The sequence below is a fragment of the Afifella sp. IM 167 genome, from assembly GCF_020144925.1.
GTDB lineage: Bacteria > Pseudomonadota > Alphaproteobacteria > Rhizobiales > Afifellaceae > Afifella.
The window spans coordinates 181,860-199,526 of record NZ_NSLC01000007.1 but is presented as its reverse complement, the minus strand read 5'-3'; the positions used below and the strand labels follow the sequence as shown (position 1 = coordinate 199,526).

The window sequence follows — 17,667 nt, the reverse complement described above, 5'->3', positions numbered from 1 at the left end:
CCGGCTCTTCAGGAGGCCATCTGCCTCGCAAGGGCAGCCGGGAGCGGCGCTGGGGCAGGGGCCGCTTCGCTCGCGCGCCAGGCGTCATAGAGCTGGCGAACGCCCGTCCTCAGATCGATCCGTGGCCGCCAGCCCATCGCGTTGAGACGACGGGTGTCCAGCACTTTCCTCGGCGTGCCGTCCGGCATGCTGAGGTCGAAGACGAACTCCCCCTCCCAGCCGACCACCTCCGCGATGAGGACGGCAAGATCGCGGATGGAGATCTCCTGCATCGTTCCGACGTTGATCGGCTCGGGGTCGGAGTGGTGCCGGAGCAGGAAGACGCAGGCATCCGCGAGGTCATCCACATGCATGAATTCGCGTAAGGGGCGCCCGCTCCCCCACAGGGTGATCGTCCTGGCGCGGGTGCACCGCGCCTCGTGCACCTTGCGGATGAGCGCAGGCAGCACGTGCGAGGTCACGGGATCGTAATTGTCGTTGGGGCCGTATAGGTTGCAAGGCATCGCGCTGATGAAGTTGCAGCCATGCTCGACGTTGTACGCCGCCGCCAGTTTCAGGGCGGCGATCTTGGCGAGCGAATAGGCCTCGTTGGTCTTCTCCAGCGGACCGGTGAGCAGCATGCGCTCCGCAAGCGGCTGCGGTGCGTCGCGGGGATAGATGCAGCTCGATCCGAGACAAAGAAGCTTCTCCACCCCCGCCTCGAACGAAGCGTGGATGACGTTCATGTTGATCATGGCGTTGTCGTAGAGGAACTCCGCCGGCGAGGCCGAATTGGCGACGATGCCGCCGACGCGGGCGGCGGCGAGGATCACCGCATCCGGCCTTGCGCGGCGAACCCAGCTTTCGGTCTCTGCCTGTCGCGTCAGGTCGAGCGCGCAGTGCGGAACCGTGAGAAGCTCGCAGGGCTCCTCCGCCAGCCTGCGCATCAGCGCGCTGCCGACGAGGCCCGTATGACCGGCCACCCAAATCCGCTTGCCGGCGAGGGCAAAGGTGTTTGCGTCAGGCCCCATGGAAGTCGTTCCGCCCCGTGTCCCGCATAAGCGTCCGCAGGCCGGCCTCGATCGCGGTCGCCTCGATCGTGGTCAAAGTGTCCTGGCAAATCCGGTCGCGGGGCTGCGTGTTGATGAGGGAGGACCGCCGCTTCAGCCCGGGCATGCGAAAGCCCTTTCGCAGCAGCAACTCGGCCAGACAGGCGCCGTCCTTGCCGGTGACGCCAAAGATGAGCGCGGTCCTTCTTTCCACCAGCAACCCCCTTCAGAACAGCGGCCGTCGCGTGGGCCGGCATGGGGTCCGCAGATCGCATCGCTATCTTGAGGAAGCGGGGAGGCGGCGCATCCTCCCAATCCGAACCAGCCGGGCTCTGATCGCACGATGCGAAGGCCTCCTCGGGAGGAGGCGGCTACTCCCAAAGGATGGCGGCGACTCCGCCGCCCGGTGCGAAGGGCGAGGGTCGGGCCCGTTCCTACCGCCAATGCCCGCCTTGAAGCACCGCCCGCCGGCTTGGGACAATCGATGCAATTACCAAGCAGGGTCCGTCCGCGTAGCGGGCGGCAAACCCTGAGCCCGGGGGATATTGCGGTCGATCATGAGGCTCATATTCGCGAACCGGTTTTTCTATCCCGACCAGTCGGCGACAAGCCGGGTCGTTTCCAGTCTCGCCTTCCAGCTCGCGTCGAGCGGCATGGAGGTCGTCGCCCTGACCTCGCGCTCGCGCTATGACGGCGACGAAGGCCGCCTGCCGAGCGAGGAGACGGTGAGGGGCGTGCGCATCGTCCGTTTGCCCGCGCCGCTTTCGGGCGGCAGCACGGCGGGCAGGCTCGGCGGCTATCTTGGCTTCCACGCGGCGCTCGCCGGCTGGCTCCTCTTCAACGCCCGTCGGGATGACGTCTGCGTCGTCTGCACCGATCCGCCGCTGCTGACGGTGAGCAGCACGGCGGCGCTCCTGGCGAGGGGCGCGAAGAAGATCGACTGGATCATGGATCTCTTCCCGGAAGTGGCCTCGGGGCTCGGTGTCCGCGGCCTGCGCGGCCCTGGCGGATCGGTCGCTCTGGCGTTCCGAGACTGGGCCCATCGGCAGGCGGATCTCATCATCTGCCCGTTCGACGGCATGGCCACCTATCTCAAGGCGCATGCTGCGCGGCTGCCACCCCTCGCGGTCGTCAACCACTGGTCGGACGGCGAGGAGATACGGACCGTCGTGCGCGGCTCCAACCCGCTGAGACAGCACTGGAAGCTCGATGACGATTTCGTCGTCGGCTATTCCGGCAATTTCGGCCGCGCGCACGACTTCGGCACGCTGATCGAAGCCGCCGGGCTGCTGCGCGGCGACGAAGGCATCCGCTTTCTTCTCATCGGCCACGGCAACCAGCTCGCCGCCGTCAAGGCGGAGGTGAAGGCGCGCAAGCTCGACAATGTCGAGTTCCGGCCTTTCCAGCCGAGTGCGCAGCTCTCCGACAGCCTCGGGGCTGCGGACGTCCATCTTGTCTCGCTGCAGCCGCAGCTGAAGCACTGCATCGTGCCCAGCAAGCTTTACGGCATTCTCGCCGCGGGCCGGCCGACACTCTTTATCGGCGCTTCGGATGACGAGGTGGCGAGCGTCCTGCGGCGGGGAGAATGCGGAGAAACGGTCTCGCCAGGCGACGGCGCCGGGCTCGCCGCCCGCATACGGCAATTGCGCGACGATCCGGAACTCGCCACCGCGATGGGAAAACGGGCGCGCCGCCTCTTCGAAGCGGAGTTCACGCGGGAAAGAGGCGTGTCGCGCTGGGTCCAGGCGGTCGCCCCCTTCCTCGACGGAGCGCCGGCCCGGCCGATCTTTGCCGTCAATCAGGGAGCACAGAACTGAGCCTGCCCACCGTCGTCGTCAGCCAGCGGGGCGCCCGCATGCACTATGCGGTGGCGCGGATCCTTGATTCCGCGGGCGAGCTGGAGCGCCTCTACACCGACATCTGCGCTGTGCGGGGGTGGCCGCGGCTCATCGCCCGCATGCCGAAAAGCGCGCTGCCGGCCGCTCTGCGCCGGCTGGCGGGTCGGGTGCCGGAGGGCATCGACCCCCGTCGCATCACGACCTTCGAGACCGTCGGCCTCCGCTCGGTCCTGAAGGCGATGGCGGACCGGTCCCACAAGGCGGAGACGGCGATCGCGCTCGAAGCGGGCCGGGCCTTCTCGGCAGCGGTGGTGCGGCGGGGCTTCGGCCGCGCCGGGGGCTTCTACGGGATCAGCGGCGAATGCCTCGAGCAGGTCGAGATGGCGCGGGCGCGCGGTCTCTGGACCGCCGTGGAGCAGATCATCGCTCCGCGCGCCATGGTCGATCGCCTGGTGGCCGAGCAGCACGCCCGCTTCCCCGGCTGGGAGGAAGGTCTCGCGGACGACCCGCTGGCGGCCGATTTCGCCGCGCGCGAGAAGGCGGAATGGGAGGCCGCGGACCTCGTGATCTGCCCATCGGAATTCGTTCGGGACGGCGTGATCGCGGAGGGCGGCCCCGCCGACAAATGCGTCGTCGTGCCCTACGGCGTCCAGGGGCGCATTCAGGAGCGACGGCGCTCTGCAAACCCTCGCCGTCCGGTGCGCGTGCTGACGGTGGGTGCCGTCAACCTGCGCAAAGGGGCGCCGACGCTCCTTGCCGTGGCGCGCGAGCTTGCCGGGCGGGCCGAGTTCCGGCTTGTTGGACCGCTCTTCGTCCTCCCCGACAGACGCACGGAACTGGCCGGGGCGCTCGACCTGCGGGGCGCCGTGCCGCGCGCCGAGATCGAGGCGCATTACGCCTGGGCCGACGTCTTCCTTCTGCCTTCCGTCTGCGAGGGGTCGGCGACCGTGACCTATGAGGCGCTCGCGGCCGGCCTCCCGGTGATCACGACGGCGAATGCAGGCTCGGTCGTGAGCGACGGCGTCGACGGCTTCATCGTCGGGCCGAACGAGGTGAGCGCGATCACGGCCTGCATCGCCGCGCTGGGAAGGGATCGCTATCTCCTGCGGGAGATGTCGATGCAGGCACGGTGCACCGCATCCCGTCACGATCTCCTCGGCTATGGAAGGCGGCTTTCAGCGGCGCTGGCACCCTTGCGCGGACCGCCCCCAACGGGCAGCCGCCGTCACTGACATGGCCGGGCTCGCCCCCCACCGCCCGACAGGCTCGTTGCGCGTCGCCATGTTGCTGGGCTCCGTCGCCGAAGCGAGCGGCGGCGTCAGCGAGGCGGTGCGCTCGCTGGCGCTCGCTCTCAGCGCCGAGCGCGGCGTTCATGTCGAGATTGTCAGTCTGCGCGAGCCGGATCGGCGCCCACGCGACTTCGCCGGGCTGCCCGTGCACCTCCTGGAGGCACGCGGGCCGGCAAGCTTCGGCTACGCGCCCGATCTGGCGCGGTTGCTGGAGCAACGCGGCTTCGATCTCGTCCACGTTCACGGGCTGTGGATGCATCCCTCTGTCGCCGTCCGGCAATGGGCGCGGCGAACCGGGCGCCCCTATCTGGTCAGCCCGCACGGCATGCTCGATCCCTGGGCGCTGGCAAACAGCGCGTGGAAGAAGCGGATCGCCTGGCAGCTCTTCGAGCGCCGGCATCTCGCCGGCGCCGCCTGCCTGCATGCGCTCTGCGAGGCGGAGCGGGCGGCGATCTCCGCGCTCGGCCTGAACATCGACACGTTCGTCGTTCCCAATGGCGTCGCAGCCCTCCCGTCGCAGGATGTGGCGGATTGGCGGCGCCGGTTCGGTGAGGGCGCGCGCATCCTCCTCTTCCTCGGGCGGATCACGCCGAAGAAGCGCGTGGTGGAGCTCGCGCACGCCTGGTCGAGGGCGCGGCCTGCGGGCTCGCCCTGGCGTCTCGTCATCGTCGGGCCGGCCGCCGGTGAGTATGAGAACAGGCTGCGCGAACTCGCCGGCTCCGCCGAAGAGACCGGCATCCTGCTGGCGGGTGCGGCCTACGGACCGGCGCGCGCCGCCTCCTATGCAAGCGCCGATGCCTTCGTGCTTCCCTCCGTCAGCGAGGGTCTGCCGATGGCGGTTCTGGAGGCATTTGCCGCCGGCCTGCCGGTCTTGATGACGCGCCAATGCAATCTGCCGGAAGGCTTCGCCGCCGGCGCGGCGATCGAGATCGGCGCGGACGAGGCAGGCATCGAGCGCGGATTGCGTCAGCTCTTCTCCATGTCGGACGACCGACGCGCCGAAATGGGCGGCCAGGCACGCCGGCTCGCCGCGGAGCGCTTCGACTGGGCAGAGATCGCGGGCCGTTTCGCCTCTCGCTATGCCGCGCTCTGCGCGTCGGCGGGGGCTGCCTCCAGGACCGGCCGCGTGCCCACCGGGCGGGCGGGATTGCCGGCGTAGACCGTCCAGTCATCGAGGTCGCGAACCGTGACCGCCCGCGCCGCGAGCACCGCGCCACGTCCGACCACCACACCGGGGCCGACGAATGCCTCGGCCGCCACCCAGGCCCGCCGCCTCACCGTGATCGGGCAGGAGACGAGCGGAAAGGTCGGATCGGAGATGTCGTGGCTGGCGGTGCAAAGATGGGCGCGCTGGGAGACGTCGGCATCGGCCTCGATCACGACAGGCGCGACGTTGTAGCAGATGACGCCGGGGCCGAGCGAAGCATGCGGCCCCATTTCCAGATGTGCGGGCCACCAGATCTTCGCGCTTGAGCGGATGTTGGCGGTGGGGTGGAGACGCGCGCCGTAGAGCCGGAGCAGCGCGCGGCGCAGCGGCAGGAACTGGGGCGGCGTCCAGCGGGCCAGGAGCAGCCAGGAGAGGGACCAGCCGAGCCGCTTCAGGCGGTCCGAAAGCGGAAATGTCGGGCCGCCGAGCTTGGGGAGCGCCGCGCCGCGCAGGGGGCTGGCGGGATCGGAAAAGCGGGAATGCATCGGCTCTTCTCCAATCAAAGGTTTCAGGACGGGGCGGCGGCCGGCACGGGCTCGGAGGGGAGCGCCTCAGGCCGCTTCACTGCCGCGTAGAGCAGGACGGGTACCAGAAAGACCGTCATATGGACCCAGACCTGCAGGACCCAGTTCGTGACATGGGAGATCGCATGCGTCGCCGGCACGATGCTGAGGATGTAGAAGATCTGGGCGCTCGCCCAGCCTTCCCGCGCCGAGGCGAAAATACGCGCGAGCAGCCAGGCGATGAGGAAGAACTCCAGCGCGCCGAAGTACCAGAACGACTGGAACGCATCGGAAAATCCCATCTCGGTTGTGCCGGTCAGCGGCTCGTAGCCGCGTGCCGGCGGCGGGAGATTGATCATCAGCGAGTTCTTGACGTCCTGACCGACGAGCTGCGCCGGGACGAAATTGAAGACGAGCGCATTCCAGTGCAGGCTGCCGAAGTCGAGCTCCAGATCCCGGCTCTTGTCGCTGAGGCGCTTGATGGCGTTGCGCATCTCTTCGCCTCCGTCGCGCAGGAGGGTGTTGAAGTTGTCAAAGATGTCGATGGCCATGATCTCGGAGGCGACAGGGCCGTCATTGGCGCGCGTCACCTGCCGGTAGTCGCCCATGCTGCTGGTGGCGATCAGCCCGGCAACGAGCCCGAGCGTGACGACCCAGCGCGGCACGACCCATCCGCGATGGAACCACAAGGAAAGCAGCACGATCATCGTGAGCTCGGTCGCCTCGGCGCGCTTGCCTGTGATGACGATGCGCTCGAGGTAGAAGAACAGGTCGAAAGCGATCACGATCGCCGCTGGCCAGGACGGGCGCCGCGCGAAGCAGAGAAACGCAATCACGAGCCCGTAGGTCATCAGCCGCGCGAAGAAGAGATAAACGACGGGGAGACCGGTCACCTGCACGCCGACGACCAGTTCGCCGGGAAGGTGGCTGAGGCGGTAGTAGAACGAGGCTCCAACGAGGGAGAGGATTCCCGCCGCCTGCAGGAGACGACGCTCGTCGAATGCCTGGCGGAAGATGCCGAGCGGCTTCTGGCCCCTCGTCCAGCCGATCTGCAGGAGGAGCAGGCAGACGATCGCAAAGCCGAGCGCACGGGTAAAGTCGGCCTCTGGAACGGATGGATCGCCCAGGATGCCGGGCAGCTGCGGAAGCAGGAAGGTGAAAAGCATCGCGCCGGCCTGGAACGGAAACTCATAGAACCTGCGGGGGCGATAGAAGCCCTGCGCAAGGAACGCGGCCGTGAGGAGCACGAGCAGCGCCGTCAGGGCCGAGTTCACCGCCTCGCTCCTTGCAGCTGGCAGGCCGGAGCGGGAGTCGGCGCCGCGGCGAAAGTCGTCTGCCACCAGTCTCGCGCGGCATAGGCGAGGACTTTCGGATATTCCTTGAGCACCGGGATCGCGTACGGGCCCGTCAGTAGCTCCAGGATGGATGTCGGCGGCGGGGTGCTCGCGGCGCGCCAGGCGATGCAGGGGGCTTCGCGGCGAAACCGCGCCAGCGCCCGGCGTTCGTGGAACCAGCTTGTGACGAGGAGCGCCTTGCGGGCTCCCATGGCCTGAAGGAAGGGAGCCGAGAAGGCGGCGTTCTCCCAGGTGCTGCCGGAGCGGCATTCGAGCGTGATGGCGCGCGAGGGCAGGCCGGCCGTGACGAGGGCCTGGCGGATGGAGCGGCAGTCCCCGTCGCCGCTGACCAGGACGGCGTGTGCTGCGCCGGCGCGCCACAGGTCGATCGCCTTGTCGGCGCGGGCCGGCCCGTCACCGCCGAGGATCACGAGCGCATCCGCCCCGGAGATCGGCCCCTCCGGCACGCCGAGGATCGCCGGGCTTGCCAGGATGGCGGTCGCGGCGAGGGCAGCCACGAGCTGCGCGGCGAAACCTGTCGCGAGGAGGGGGCCGAGGCCGCCCGCCGCCGCAAGCCAGGAGCCGAACATGTCGGTCATACCGGAAGGCCCTTCTGGCGGCGGCGAAGCTCGGCCATCTTGACGACGATCATATGCTCGTAGACGGCGATCAGCCGGCAGTAGGTCAGGCCGGCGGCGCCGTCGAGGAAGCCGAGCCGGAACAGATACATGTAGAAAAAGCGGAGAGCCGGCCGGAACGGCATCCAGTAGGTCAGGCGCTTCAGTGCCTGCCGCCGCCGGCGCGGGTCCTGGCTGAAAAGCCCGGCAAAATCAGGCCTGTGCGTGAGCCGGAACTCCAGCGCTTCCTGCGCCTCGTGCCAGGAGTAGCGGTTGTGCTTCTCGTACCAGGCATTCATCCCCTTGTTGAAGCTGTAGTGCAGGAAGTGCGAGCTCAGCTGCCCTTCCGGGCCCTCGCCGAAGCAGGCCGTGTGGAACGCCCGCTCGAAGCGCACATGCCGCGGCCGCACGAGCCGCACCACCCAGGTCGGATAGAGCGAGCTGTGCTTGATCCACCGGCCCATGAACATGACCTTGAAGCGGACGCGGAAGGCGGCCTCGGGCCGGCCCGGATCGCGCACGACGGAAAGGATCTCCTCCCGCAGCTCGGGCGTGGTGACCTCATCCGCATCGGGCATGTAGACCCACTCGTTCCTGAACGGGATGCTGGAGAGGCCGTAGTTCCGCTGCCCGAGCTCCGAATCGTGCTCGCGCTGGAAGACCCGCGCGCCCGCCTTCCGGGCGATCTCGACAGTGCGGTCGGTGCTGAAGGAATCGAGCACGACGATGTCGTCGCTCCAGGACACCGCCTCCAGGCATGCCGGCAGGTTCGCTTCCTCGTTGAGCGTGAGGATCAGCACCGAGGCGTTCTTTCCGACGCGCGCTAAAGGCTCGGCGGCGAGAGTGGAAAGTGGCGGTTCGCGGACGGTCATCGCTTCTGCCCGCCTCACTCGGCCGCGGGTGTCGTGACGCCCTGTGGCAGCGCAGCGAGGACGTCACGCGGACGGCTGAGACGCCTGATCACCCAGGCATGGGCGGCGATCGGTACCGCAAGACCGGCCATCACGAGGGGAGAGGGCGCGCCGGAGACGATAGCGATCCAGCCGATCCCGCCGCAGAGGGCCGAGGCAAGCGCGATCAGGCCCGTCGCGCCGGCGGGAGAGACGCCGTTGTCGATCAGCAGGTGGTGGAGGTGCTCGCGATCCGGCAACAGCGGGCTGCGTCCCCGGCGGATACGGCGCACGATGAGGCTCAGCGTCTCGGCGGAGGGCAGGGCGACCACCCAAAGGAGGCCGGGCAGCGCCGCGTATTCTGGCCCCGTCGCCAAGGCTATTACCAGCCACGCAATCGCCCCGCCGAGCGTCACGCTGCCAGCGTCTCCCAGAAAGACACTGGCGCGGCTGCGCCAGGGATGGCGGAGGTTGAAGGCGATGAAAGCGAGCAAGGCGGAAAGGAGGACGAGCGATTGGGCGACAAGGTCCGCACGGTCGAAATGCGAAGCGATGAGCGTCAGCCACAGCAGCGCGGCGAGCCCGGCGGTGCCGGCCAGCCCGTCGATCCCGTCCATCATGTTGAAGCTGTTCATCGTGCCGACGGCGAAGACGAGAAGGATGGGCGGCATCAGCATCTCGACTGCCGACGGGGGCGGGAAGCCGAGTTCCACGCGGCCCGCGGTGAGCGGCCAGATCAGGATTGCCGCCGCGAGCGTTTGGCTGAGCAGGCGCGGCCATGGTGGCAGGCACCAGCGATCGTCGGCTGCGCCGACGAGGAGCAGCAGTCCCAGGCCGAGCAGGACATGGCCGTGTATCCTCAACGGCTCCGGCAGCATCAGCGCAGGCAGGCCGGCGCCGAAGAAGATTCCGATCCCGCCGCAGAGCGGCACGATTCCGTCATGCTGCTTTCGCAGGTCCGGGCGATCGACAAGGCCAAGCGCGGGCGCGGCTCCGCGCAGCCACAAGATCAGAAGGGCCGATAGAAAGAAGGCATTGAACATCTGCTCCAGTGCCGCTGCCATCTGCAACCTCCCATCGCTTGTCTCCGATCGGCTGGGTGCTTGCGATCGACCAAATCTAGCGGGAGCATCTAGAGGGGGGCAGTTGGACCTAGGTCCGCGACCCTGTCCTTTAGGGGTACTAAAGTATCACCGTTGGGGCAGGTGCCGCGCCCATAGTAGACCGAGCGGCATGCATTGTGTGCATCTTGACGCCGAGGCTTCGTCTTCTCGCTTCAGCCGCCCGAGGGCGAAGCTGAAGTAGCGCGGATGGCAGCTGTCCGGGCCTTCGGGCGACCGAGAGTCCAGCGTTCTCCCGGCTTTGGATCGGCCTGACTGCCGGCCCGTTGCGCCGGGTACGGACGGTTGCGCTGACGGAGCGCGAGTTTTCCACAAGGCGTCCCAATCGTCCACAAAGCTGAGGACGACCTCGTCCGTCAGCCAAGCGTTCCGTCGCTTTTCGCCCGGCAGCCTCGCCATTTACGCCTCGTTGATGCGATCCGGCCGAAACGCGAATGGCGCGTTTATGCCCTGCGCTCCCATCCTCCGGGACCCTTCCGGTGATGGAGATGAAATGCTCGACGCCCTCTTTATCGGTCTCGCTCTCGGCTTCTTCGCGGCGGCGGCACTGTCGCTCCGCCTCATCGAGAGGCTTTAAAGCGATGGTTCTCGATCTCGTTCTCGGCGGCCTCGTCGCGCTCGCCCTTCTCGCCTATCTCGTCTGGGCGCTCCTCAATCCCGAAAAGCTCTGAGGCGCGGCGATGTCCTCCGATATCCTGCTCTTCATCGTCTACGGCGTCGTCGTCGTGGCGCTGGCCTGGCCGCTCGGGCTCTGTATGGCCCGCCTGTTCGAGGGTGGACGGACAATCCTCACGCCTGTCCTCGGCCCGGTTGAGCGGCTCGTCTACCGCGCGGGTGGCATCGATCCGCAGGCGAGCCAACACTGGACGCGCTATGCCGCCGCCGCTCTCGCCTTCAACGCCGTCGGCTGGCTGATCCTTTACGCCGTGCTGCGCCTGCAGGGCTTCCTGCCTCTCAACCCCGAGGGCTTCGCCGGCCTCTCTCCCGATCTCGCCTTCAACACGGCGGTCAGTTTCGTCACCAACACCAACTGGCAGGCCTATGGCGGGGAGACGACGCTCTCGTATCTGAGCCAGATGGCAGGTCTGACGGTGCAGAACTTCGTCTCCGCGGCAACGGGCATCGCCGTCGGTGTGGCTGTTATCCGGGGCTTCGCCGGAAGCGATACAGCAGGACCAGAGGCACGCGGCCTCGGCAATTTCTGGGTCGATCTCACCCGGGCAACGCTCTACCTGCTTCTGCCGCTATCGGTCCTCTTCGCGCTCTTTCTCGTCTGGCAGGGCGTGCCGCAGAACCTCTCCTCCTACGTGGAGGCGACGACCCTTGAGGGCGCACGGCAGACGATTCCGCAGGGACCAGCGGCGGCGCAGATCGCCATCAAGCAGCTCGGCACCAATGGCGGCGGCTTCTTCAACGCCAATTCCGCCGTGCCCTACGAGAATCCGACGCCGCTATCGAATTTCGCGGAGATGGTGGCGATCCTTCTCGTCCCGGCCGCCTTCACCTTCATGTTCGGCCGCCTGGTACGCGACATGCGCCAGGGCGTGGCGATCTTCGCGGCGATGGGCATTCTCTTCCTCGCCGCGCTGGCGTTGACCTACGGGGCGGAAAGCGAAGGCAACGCGCTCTTCGCGAACCTCCCCATCGACCAGGCCTCCGGCAACATGGAGGGCAAGGAGGTCCGCTTCGGCGTCGGAGAATCGGCGCTTTGGGCGACGGCGACCACGGCCGCCTCCAACGGCTCCGTCAATTCCATGCACGACAGCTTCACGCCGCTCGGAGCCTTCGCACCGATGCTGCTCATCCAGACGGGGGAGGTGGTCTTCGGCGGCGTCGGCTCCGGCTTCTACGGCATGCTCGCCTTCGTCGTGCTGACGGTCTTCCTCGCCGGGCTGATGGTCGGGAGAACGCCTGAATATCTCGGCCGCAAGATCGAGGCGAAGGAGGTGAAGCTCGCCGTCATCGCCTTCCTGGTGATGCCGTTCGGCGTCCTCGTCTTCGGCGCAGCCGCCGCGACGATCCCGATGGCGCTTGCCTCCGTCCAGGACCGGGGCCCCCATGGGCTTTCGGAGATCCTCTACGCCTATTCCTCGGCGACGGGCAACAACGGCTCCGCCTTTGCCGGCTTCGGGGCCGCCACGCCCTTCCACGACACGCTCCTCGGCATCGCCATGCTCCTCGGCCGCTATGCCTTCATCGTGCCGATGCTGGCGATCGCGGGTTCTCTGGCGGCCAAGAAGAAGCTCGCCGCCTCCGCCGGCACCTTCCCCACCGACGGGCCGCTCTTCGTCACGCTTCTCGTCGCCGTCGTCCTCATCCTCGGCGGACTCACCTTCTTTCCGGCGCTCGCCCTTGGGCCGATCGCCGAACACACGGCGATGCTCGCCGGGGAGACCTTCTGATGCCGTCTTCTTTGCATTCCGCGAACCGCGGCGCTCTCCCGAGCGCCCACAGCGCCCCGCTCCGTCAGCTCCCGGTCAGAAGGCAAGGCGCGATGCGCAAAAAGCCTGACATTTCCCTCTTCGACACCAAGGTGATGGGGCCTGCGTTGCGCGTCGCCCTCGTCAAGCTCGACCCACGTCATCTGATGAAGAACCCCGTTATCTTCGTGACGGAAGTGGCGGCGGCGCTCTCCACGTTCCTTTTCCTCCGCGGCCTCCTGACGGGTGCAGGCGAGGTCGCCGTGATGGGTCAGATTGCGGCCTGGCTCTGGTTCACGGTCTATTTCGCCACCTTTGCCGAGGCGATGGCGGAAGGCCGCGGCAAGGCCCGGGCCGATACGTTGCGCACGACGCAGACGGAAACGCCCGCAAAGCTCCTCGTCTCGCTCGACGCGGCGGAGACGCGGACAGTCTCCAGCCAGACGCTGAAGCCGGGCGATCTCGTCCTCGTCGAAGTGGGAGATATCGTTCCGGCGGATGGCGAGATCGTCGAAGGCATCGCATCCGTCGATGAATCGGCGATCACCGGCGAATCCGCCCCCGTCATCCGCGAGGCGGGCGGCGACCGCTCCGCCGTCACCGGCGGCACGCGCCTCGTTTCCGACTGGCTCAAGGTGAAGGTGACGTCGAAGCCGGGCGAGACGTTTCTCGACCGCATGATCGCTCTGGTGGAGGGGGCGGAACGGCAGAAGACGCCGAACGAGGTCGCGCTCGGCATCCTGCTTGCCGGAATGACCATCATCTTCCTGATCGTCACCGCGACGCTCGAGCCCTTCCTTCTCTATTCGGGGGCGATAGTCCCGGTGGCCTTCCTGATTGCGCTTCTCGTCACCCTGATCCCGACGACGATCGGAGGCCTTCTCTCGGCGATCGGGATTGCCGGCATGGACCGGCTGGTGAAGGCCAATGTCATTGCCAAGTCCGGCCGGGCGGTGGAGGCGGCGGGCGACGTCGACACGCTCCTCCTCGACAAGACCGGCACGATCACCTTCGGCAACCGTATGGCCGACGATTTCCTGCCGCTTTCAGGAACCGACGAACGCCACCTCGCCGAGCTCGTCCATCTCGCTTCGGTGGCGGACGAGACGCCGGAGGGAAAATCGATCGTCGACCTGGCCCGCAAGCGCCTCGGCCGAGAGATCGATCACGACGATCGCATCGCCGCCGCCATTCCCTTCACCGCCCAGACCCGCATTTCCGGCGCCGACCTCAAGGACGGGCGCGAGCTCCGCAAGGGGGCGAGCGACGCGATCCTCGCCTGGTGCGACCGGACGGCGACGCCGGAGCTTTCGCGCCTCATCGAGCGCATCGCCCGCTCCGGCGGTACGCCGCTCGTTGTCGCCGCCGACCGCAAGCCGATCGGCGTCGTGCATCTGAAGGACGTGGTGAAGCCCGGCATCCGCGAGCGTTTCGTCGAGCTCAGGCGCATGGGCGTGCGCACCGTGATGGTGACGGGCGACAACCCGCTGACGGCGGCGGCCATCGCGGCCGAAGCAGGCGTCGACGACTTCCTGGCGGAAGCGACGCCGGAGAAGAAGCTTGAGCTCATCCGGGCCGAGCAGGCGGGCGGCAAGCTCGTCGCCATGTGCGGCGACGGCTCCAACGATGCGCCGGCTCTCGCCCAGGCCGATGTCGGCGTTGCCATGAACTCCGGCACCTCGGCCGCCAAGGAGGCGGGCAATCTCATCGACCTCGATAGCGACCCGACGAAGCTCATCGAGATCGTGCTCGTCGGCAAGCAGCTCCTGATCAGCCGCGGTTCGCTCACCACCTTTTCGATCGCCAACGACGTGGCGAAGTATTTCGCCATCCTGCCGGCGATTTTCGTCGCCGCCTATCCCGGGCTCGCCGTGCTCAACGTGATGCGGCTGGAGAGCCCGGCGAGTGCCATCCTCTCGGCGGTGATCTTCAATGCTCTCGTCATCGTCGCGCTCATTCCGCTCGCCCTGAAGGGCGTGCGCTACGCCCCGGCGACGGCCGCGAGCCTCCTGCGGCGCAACCTTCTCGTCTACGGCCTCGGCGGGCTCATCGTGCCCTTCCTCGGCATCAAGGCCATCGACCTTCTCATCACCTCCATCGCCATCGTCTGAGCAAAGCCATGATCTCCCAGCTTCGTCCCGCCATCGTGCTCTCTCTTCTCATGACCGTGCTCCTCGGCCTTGGCTATCCGCTCGCCATGACCGGTCTTTCTCAGACGCTCTTTCCGGACGAGGCCGGGGGCAGCCTCATCGCGCGTAACGGACAGGTCGTCGGCTCTCGCCTCGTCGCCCAGGGCTTTTCCGGGCCGGGCTATTTCCACCCGCGCCCCTCCGCGACGGATGTAGACAGCGGTGTGTCGGGCGGCAGCAATCTCGGCCCGACCAGCGCCGCCCTCCTGAAGCGGGTGACGGCCGATGTCGAGCGGCTTGGCCGGGAAGGAGAGGGCGCACGGGTGCCGATCGATCTCGTCACCACCTCCGGCAGCGGTCTCGATCCGCATATCTCTCCGGAAGCGGCTCTCTTTCAGGTGCCGCGTGTGGCAAAGGCCCGGAATCTTTCCCCGCAGCAGCTGCACGACCTGGTCAGGCGCCATATCGAGGGACGCAGCCTCGGTCTTTTCGGCGAGGCGCGCGTGAATGTCCTTGCGCTCAACCTGGCGCTCGACGAGCTTCGTCCGGCCGGGGATAACGGGGCCCGGTGACGGAAGGGGCGAGCAGAACGGCGCGATGATCGAGCCTGAGAACCGCCCGGAGCCGGATGCCCTCCTCGCGGAAGCTTCGCGGGAGGGGAGGGGTCGGCTCAAGATCTTCCTCGGCGCCGCGCCGGGCGTGGGCAAGACCTACGCCATGCTGGAGGCGGCGCGCGAGCGTCGGGACGCCGGCCTAGACGTCGTCGTCGGCGTCGTGGAGACGCATGGCCGCGCCGAGACGGAGCGGCTCGCCGCCGGGCTCGAGACCATCCCGAGGCGGCGCGTCCTCTATCACGGGCGCTATCTCGCGGAGATGGATGTCGACGCGCTGCTGAAGCGTCGCCCCAGCCTCGTCCTCGTTGACGAGCTTGCGCACACCAACGTCCCGGAAAGCCGCCATCCGAAGCGATGGCAGGACGTGGAGGAGCTGATCGGCGCGGGCATCGACGTCTACACGACGCTCAACATCCAGCATCTGGAAAGCCTCAACGACGTGGTCGCCCGCATCGCCGGCGTGCGCGTGCGCGAGACGGTGCCCGACAGCGTCGTGGAGCTCGCCGACGAGATCGAGCTCGTCGACCTGCCGCCCGAGGAGCTGATCCAACGGCTCCGGGAAGGAAAGGTCTATGTCCAGGACCAGATCGCCCGCGCCATCCAGAACTTCTTCTCCAAGGGCAATCTGACGGCGCTGCGCGAGCTCGCCATGCGCGTCGCGGCCGACCGCGTCGATGCGCAGATGACCGCCCATATGCGCAGCCACGCCATCCCGGGGCCGTGGCCGACGCAGGAGCGCATCCTCGTCTGTGTCAACGAATCCCCGGTCGCCGCAGCGCTGGTGCGGGCGGCCAAGCGCGCCGCCGATCGCGGGCGCTTTCCATGGATCGTCGTGAACGTCGTGACGCCCGCATCCGAAAACCTGCCGGACGCGGCGAAGGACCGGATCGCAGAGACATTGAGGCTCGCCGAAACGCTCGGCGGGGAGGTGGTCTCGCTGAATGCGGAATCGCGCATCGCGCACGAACTTCTGGCCTTCGCCCGTTCGCGCAATGTCAGCCGTCTCGTCGTCGGACGGCCGCGCCAGCGCACCCTTTCGGCCCATTTCTTCCGCGAGAACGTGGCCAACGAGATCATCCGCGAGGCGACGGATTTCGAGGTGACGATGATCGCACCGAATGCGGCGGAGGCGCGCCGCGACAAGGTCCGCGCGCCACGTCTCTTCCCGCGCTGGGAGGCGGAGGCCTATGGCGCGGCGACGGTCGCGGTCGCAGCGAGCAGCCTCATCGGCGCGGCGGCGCACCGGGCGCTGCCGGTGGAGAGCCTGTCGCTCCTCTATCTCGCTTCGGTGATCGCCATCGCCACGCATTACGGTCTGTGGCCGTCGATCTATGCGAGCATCCTTTCCTTCCTCGCTTACAACTTCTTCCTGACCGAGCCGTACTATACCCTGAGTGTCCACAGCGAGACGGTGGTGAGGACACTCTTCCTCTATCTCGCCGTGGCGATCGCGACCGGCAATCTCGCCGCGCGCCTCAGGGCGCAGGTGAAGGCCCAGCGCAGCATCGCCCGCCGCACCGCCGCGCTGTACGATTTCAGCCGCAAGATCGCGAGCGCCGCCTCGCTCGACGACGTGGTCTGGGCCGCCGTCCACCACGTTGCCTCAACGCTCAGCTGCTCCTCGCTCATCCTTGCGCCGGGCCCGGACGGGGCGCTGGCGATCCTCGGGGGCTATCCGCCGGAGGACCAGCTCGAAGCGAAGGACCGGGGGGCGGCCGAATGGGCCTGGGAGCATGGCGAGGTCGCCGGATGGGGCTCGCCCACGCTGCCCGCCTCCTCCTGGCTCTTCCTGCCCTTGAAGACCGCGCACGGCAAAGAAGGCCTTCTCGGCGTCAGCTTCGAGCGCACCCAGCCGCTCGCCCCGGACGAGCGGCGGCTGCTCGATGCGCTGGTCGATCAGGTGGCGATCGCGGTCGAGCGCACCCGGCTCGCGGCCGACATGGAGGAGACGCGGCTCCTTTCGGAGACGGAGCGGCTGCGCGCCGCGCTTCTTTCCTCCGTCAGCCACGATCTGCGCACGCCCCTCGTTTCCATCATCGGCGCGGCATCCGGCCTCCTGGAGGCGGACGCGGCGCTCGGCCCCTCCGGCCGCACCGCCATGGCCGAAACCATTCGCGACGAGGGCGAGCGCCTCAACCGCTACATCCAGAATCTCCTCGACATGACCCGCCTCGGCTATGGAGCGCTTCAAGTCCGCCGCGACTGGGTGGATATGCGCGAAGTGGTCGGGCGCGCCGTCCGTCAGCTTCGACGGCGCCTCGCCGGGCACGCTCTCGCCTTCGATCTGCCGCGCGATCTGCCGATGGCGGCTGGCGATCCGGTGCTCCTGGAACAGGTGATCGCGAACCTCCTCGACAACGCCGCGAAATATGCCGAGGAGGGCACCGAGATCGCGGTCGGCGGCACCGTGGAGGCCGGGCGGCTCGTTCTGTCGGTGCGCGACGAGGGGCCGGGCATCCCGGTGGAGGATCGTGCCAGGGTGTTCGACATGTTCTACCGGGTGCGCGCGGGCGACGGGCAGCGGGCGGGGACCGGGCTCGGCCTGGCCATCTGCAAGGGCATCGTTGAAGCGCATGGCGGTGAGATCGCCATCGGGGCGGGCCCCGGCGGGCGCGGGACGGTCGTCAGCGTGAAACTTCCGCTCGTCCCCGAAGTGCCGGAAAGGGCAGGCGCCTAG

At 67.9% G+C, this 17,667-nt stretch carries 15 protein-coding genes; 8 read left to right on the top strand and 7 right to left on the bottom strand.

Annotated elements, in window-relative coordinates; all coding sequences use genetic code 11:
• Window positions 1-8 precede the first annotated feature (8 nt).
• Both CLD20_RS14360 and CLD20_RS20420 read right to left on the bottom strand, forming a co-directional pair.
• Window positions 9-1,010 (bottom strand): GDP-L-fucose synthase, encoded by a 1,002-nt coding sequence (locus CLD20_RS14360; protein WP_224407344.1) that lies wholly within the window; start codon window positions 1,008-1,010, stop codon window positions 9-11.
• Window positions 1,000-1,242, bottom strand: a complete 243-nt coding sequence (locus CLD20_RS20420; RefSeq protein WP_370636906.1) for a GDP-mannose 4,6-dehydratase — start codon at window positions 1,240-1,242, stop codon at window positions 1,000-1,002. The genes CLD20_RS14360 and CLD20_RS20420 overlap by 11 nt, the downstream gene beginning before the upstream one ends.
• Before the next feature lie 343 nt (window positions 1,243-1,585).
• Between CLD20_RS20420 and CLD20_RS14350 the strand changes: the two genes are divergently transcribed.
• Genes CLD20_RS14350 through CLD20_RS14340 form a run of 3 tightly spaced genes read left to right on the top strand, consistent with a single transcriptional unit; the run spans window position 1,586 to window position 5,314 of the window.
• A complete protein-coding gene (locus tag CLD20_RS14350) occupies window positions 1,586-2,845 on the top strand; it encodes a glycosyltransferase family 4 protein (RefSeq protein ID WP_224407343.1) in 1,260 nt (419 codons plus the stop codon).
• Between the two features lie 38 nt (window positions 2,846-2,883).
• Entirely contained in the window at window positions 2,884-4,098 is a 1,215-nt protein-coding gene (locus CLD20_RS14345) for a glycosyltransferase family 4 protein (protein ID WP_224407342.1), read from the top strand.
• Window position 4,099: 1 nt separating this feature from the next.
• A complete protein-coding gene (locus CLD20_RS14340; protein WP_224407341.1) occupies window positions 4,100-5,314 on the top strand; it encodes a glycosyltransferase in 1,215 nt (404 codons plus the stop codon).
• Here CLD20_RS14340 and CLD20_RS14335 read toward each other — a convergent pair.
• From CLD20_RS14335 to CLD20_RS14315, 5 genes are read right to left on the bottom strand one after another with little or no spacing between them, the layout of a single operon-like run.
• Complete coding sequence (locus tag CLD20_RS14335; RefSeq protein WP_224407340.1) at window positions 5,233-5,847, bottom strand: putative colanic acid biosynthesis acetyltransferase; 615 nt, start codon at window positions 5,845-5,847, stop codon at window positions 5,233-5,235. The genes CLD20_RS14340 and CLD20_RS14335 overlap by 82 nt on opposite strands.
• 23 nt (window positions 5,848-5,870) lie before the next feature.
• A complete protein-coding gene (locus CLD20_RS14330; RefSeq protein ID WP_224407339.1) occupies window positions 5,871-7,139 on the bottom strand; it encodes a hypothetical protein in 1,269 nt (422 codons plus the stop codon).
• Window positions 7,136-7,798: a YdcF family protein gene (locus CLD20_RS14325; protein WP_224407338.1), complete on the bottom strand. Its 663-nt coding sequence runs from the start codon at window positions 7,796-7,798 to the stop codon at window positions 7,136-7,138. Before CLD20_RS14325 ends, CLD20_RS14330 begins: the two co-directional genes overlap by 4 nt.
• Window positions 7,795-8,688 carry a glycosyltransferase family 2 protein gene (locus CLD20_RS14320; protein ID WP_224407337.1) on the bottom strand — a complete coding sequence of 298 codons (894 nt, stop codon included), beginning with the start codon at window positions 8,686-8,688 and terminating at the stop codon, window positions 7,795-7,797. Before CLD20_RS14320 ends, CLD20_RS14325 begins: the two co-directional genes overlap by 4 nt.
• A gap of 14 nt (window positions 8,689-8,702) precedes the next feature.
• Window positions 8,703-9,770 carry a glycosyltransferase family 4 protein gene (locus CLD20_RS14315; RefSeq protein ID WP_224407336.1) on the bottom strand — a complete coding sequence of 356 codons (1,068 nt, stop codon included), beginning with the start codon at window positions 9,768-9,770 and terminating at the stop codon, window positions 8,703-8,705.
• A gap of 638 nt (window positions 9,771-10,408) precedes the next feature.
• Between CLD20_RS14315 and kdpF the strand changes: the two genes are divergently transcribed.
• The 5 genes from kdpF to CLD20_RS14290 all read left to right on the top strand — a co-directional run bounded on the left by kdpF (window position 10,409) and on the right by CLD20_RS14290 (window position 17,667).
• Complete coding sequence (gene kdpF / locus CLD20_RS14310; protein ID WP_224407335.1) at window positions 10,409-10,498, top strand: K(+)-transporting ATPase subunit F; 90 nt, start codon at window positions 10,409-10,411, stop codon at window positions 10,496-10,498.
• Window positions 10,499-10,507: 9 nt separating this feature from the next.
• Entirely contained in the window at window positions 10,508-12,229 is a 1,722-nt protein-coding gene (gene kdpA / locus CLD20_RS14305; RefSeq protein WP_224407334.1) for a potassium-transporting ATPase subunit KdpA, read from the top strand.
• A 92-nt stretch (window positions 12,230-12,321) separates the two neighbouring features.
• Entirely contained in the window at window positions 12,322-14,358 is a 2,037-nt protein-coding gene (gene kdpB, locus CLD20_RS14300; protein ID WP_224407333.1) for a potassium-transporting ATPase subunit KdpB, read from the top strand.
• A gap of 8 nt (window positions 14,359-14,366) precedes the next feature.
• Entirely contained in the window at window positions 14,367-14,948 is a 582-nt protein-coding gene (kdpC, locus tag CLD20_RS14295; RefSeq protein WP_224407332.1) for a potassium-transporting ATPase subunit KdpC, read from the top strand.
• Between the two features lie 25 nt (window positions 14,949-14,973).
• Entirely contained in the window at window positions 14,974-17,667 is a 2,694-nt protein-coding gene (locus CLD20_RS14290; protein ID WP_224407331.1) for a sensor histidine kinase KdpD, read from the top strand.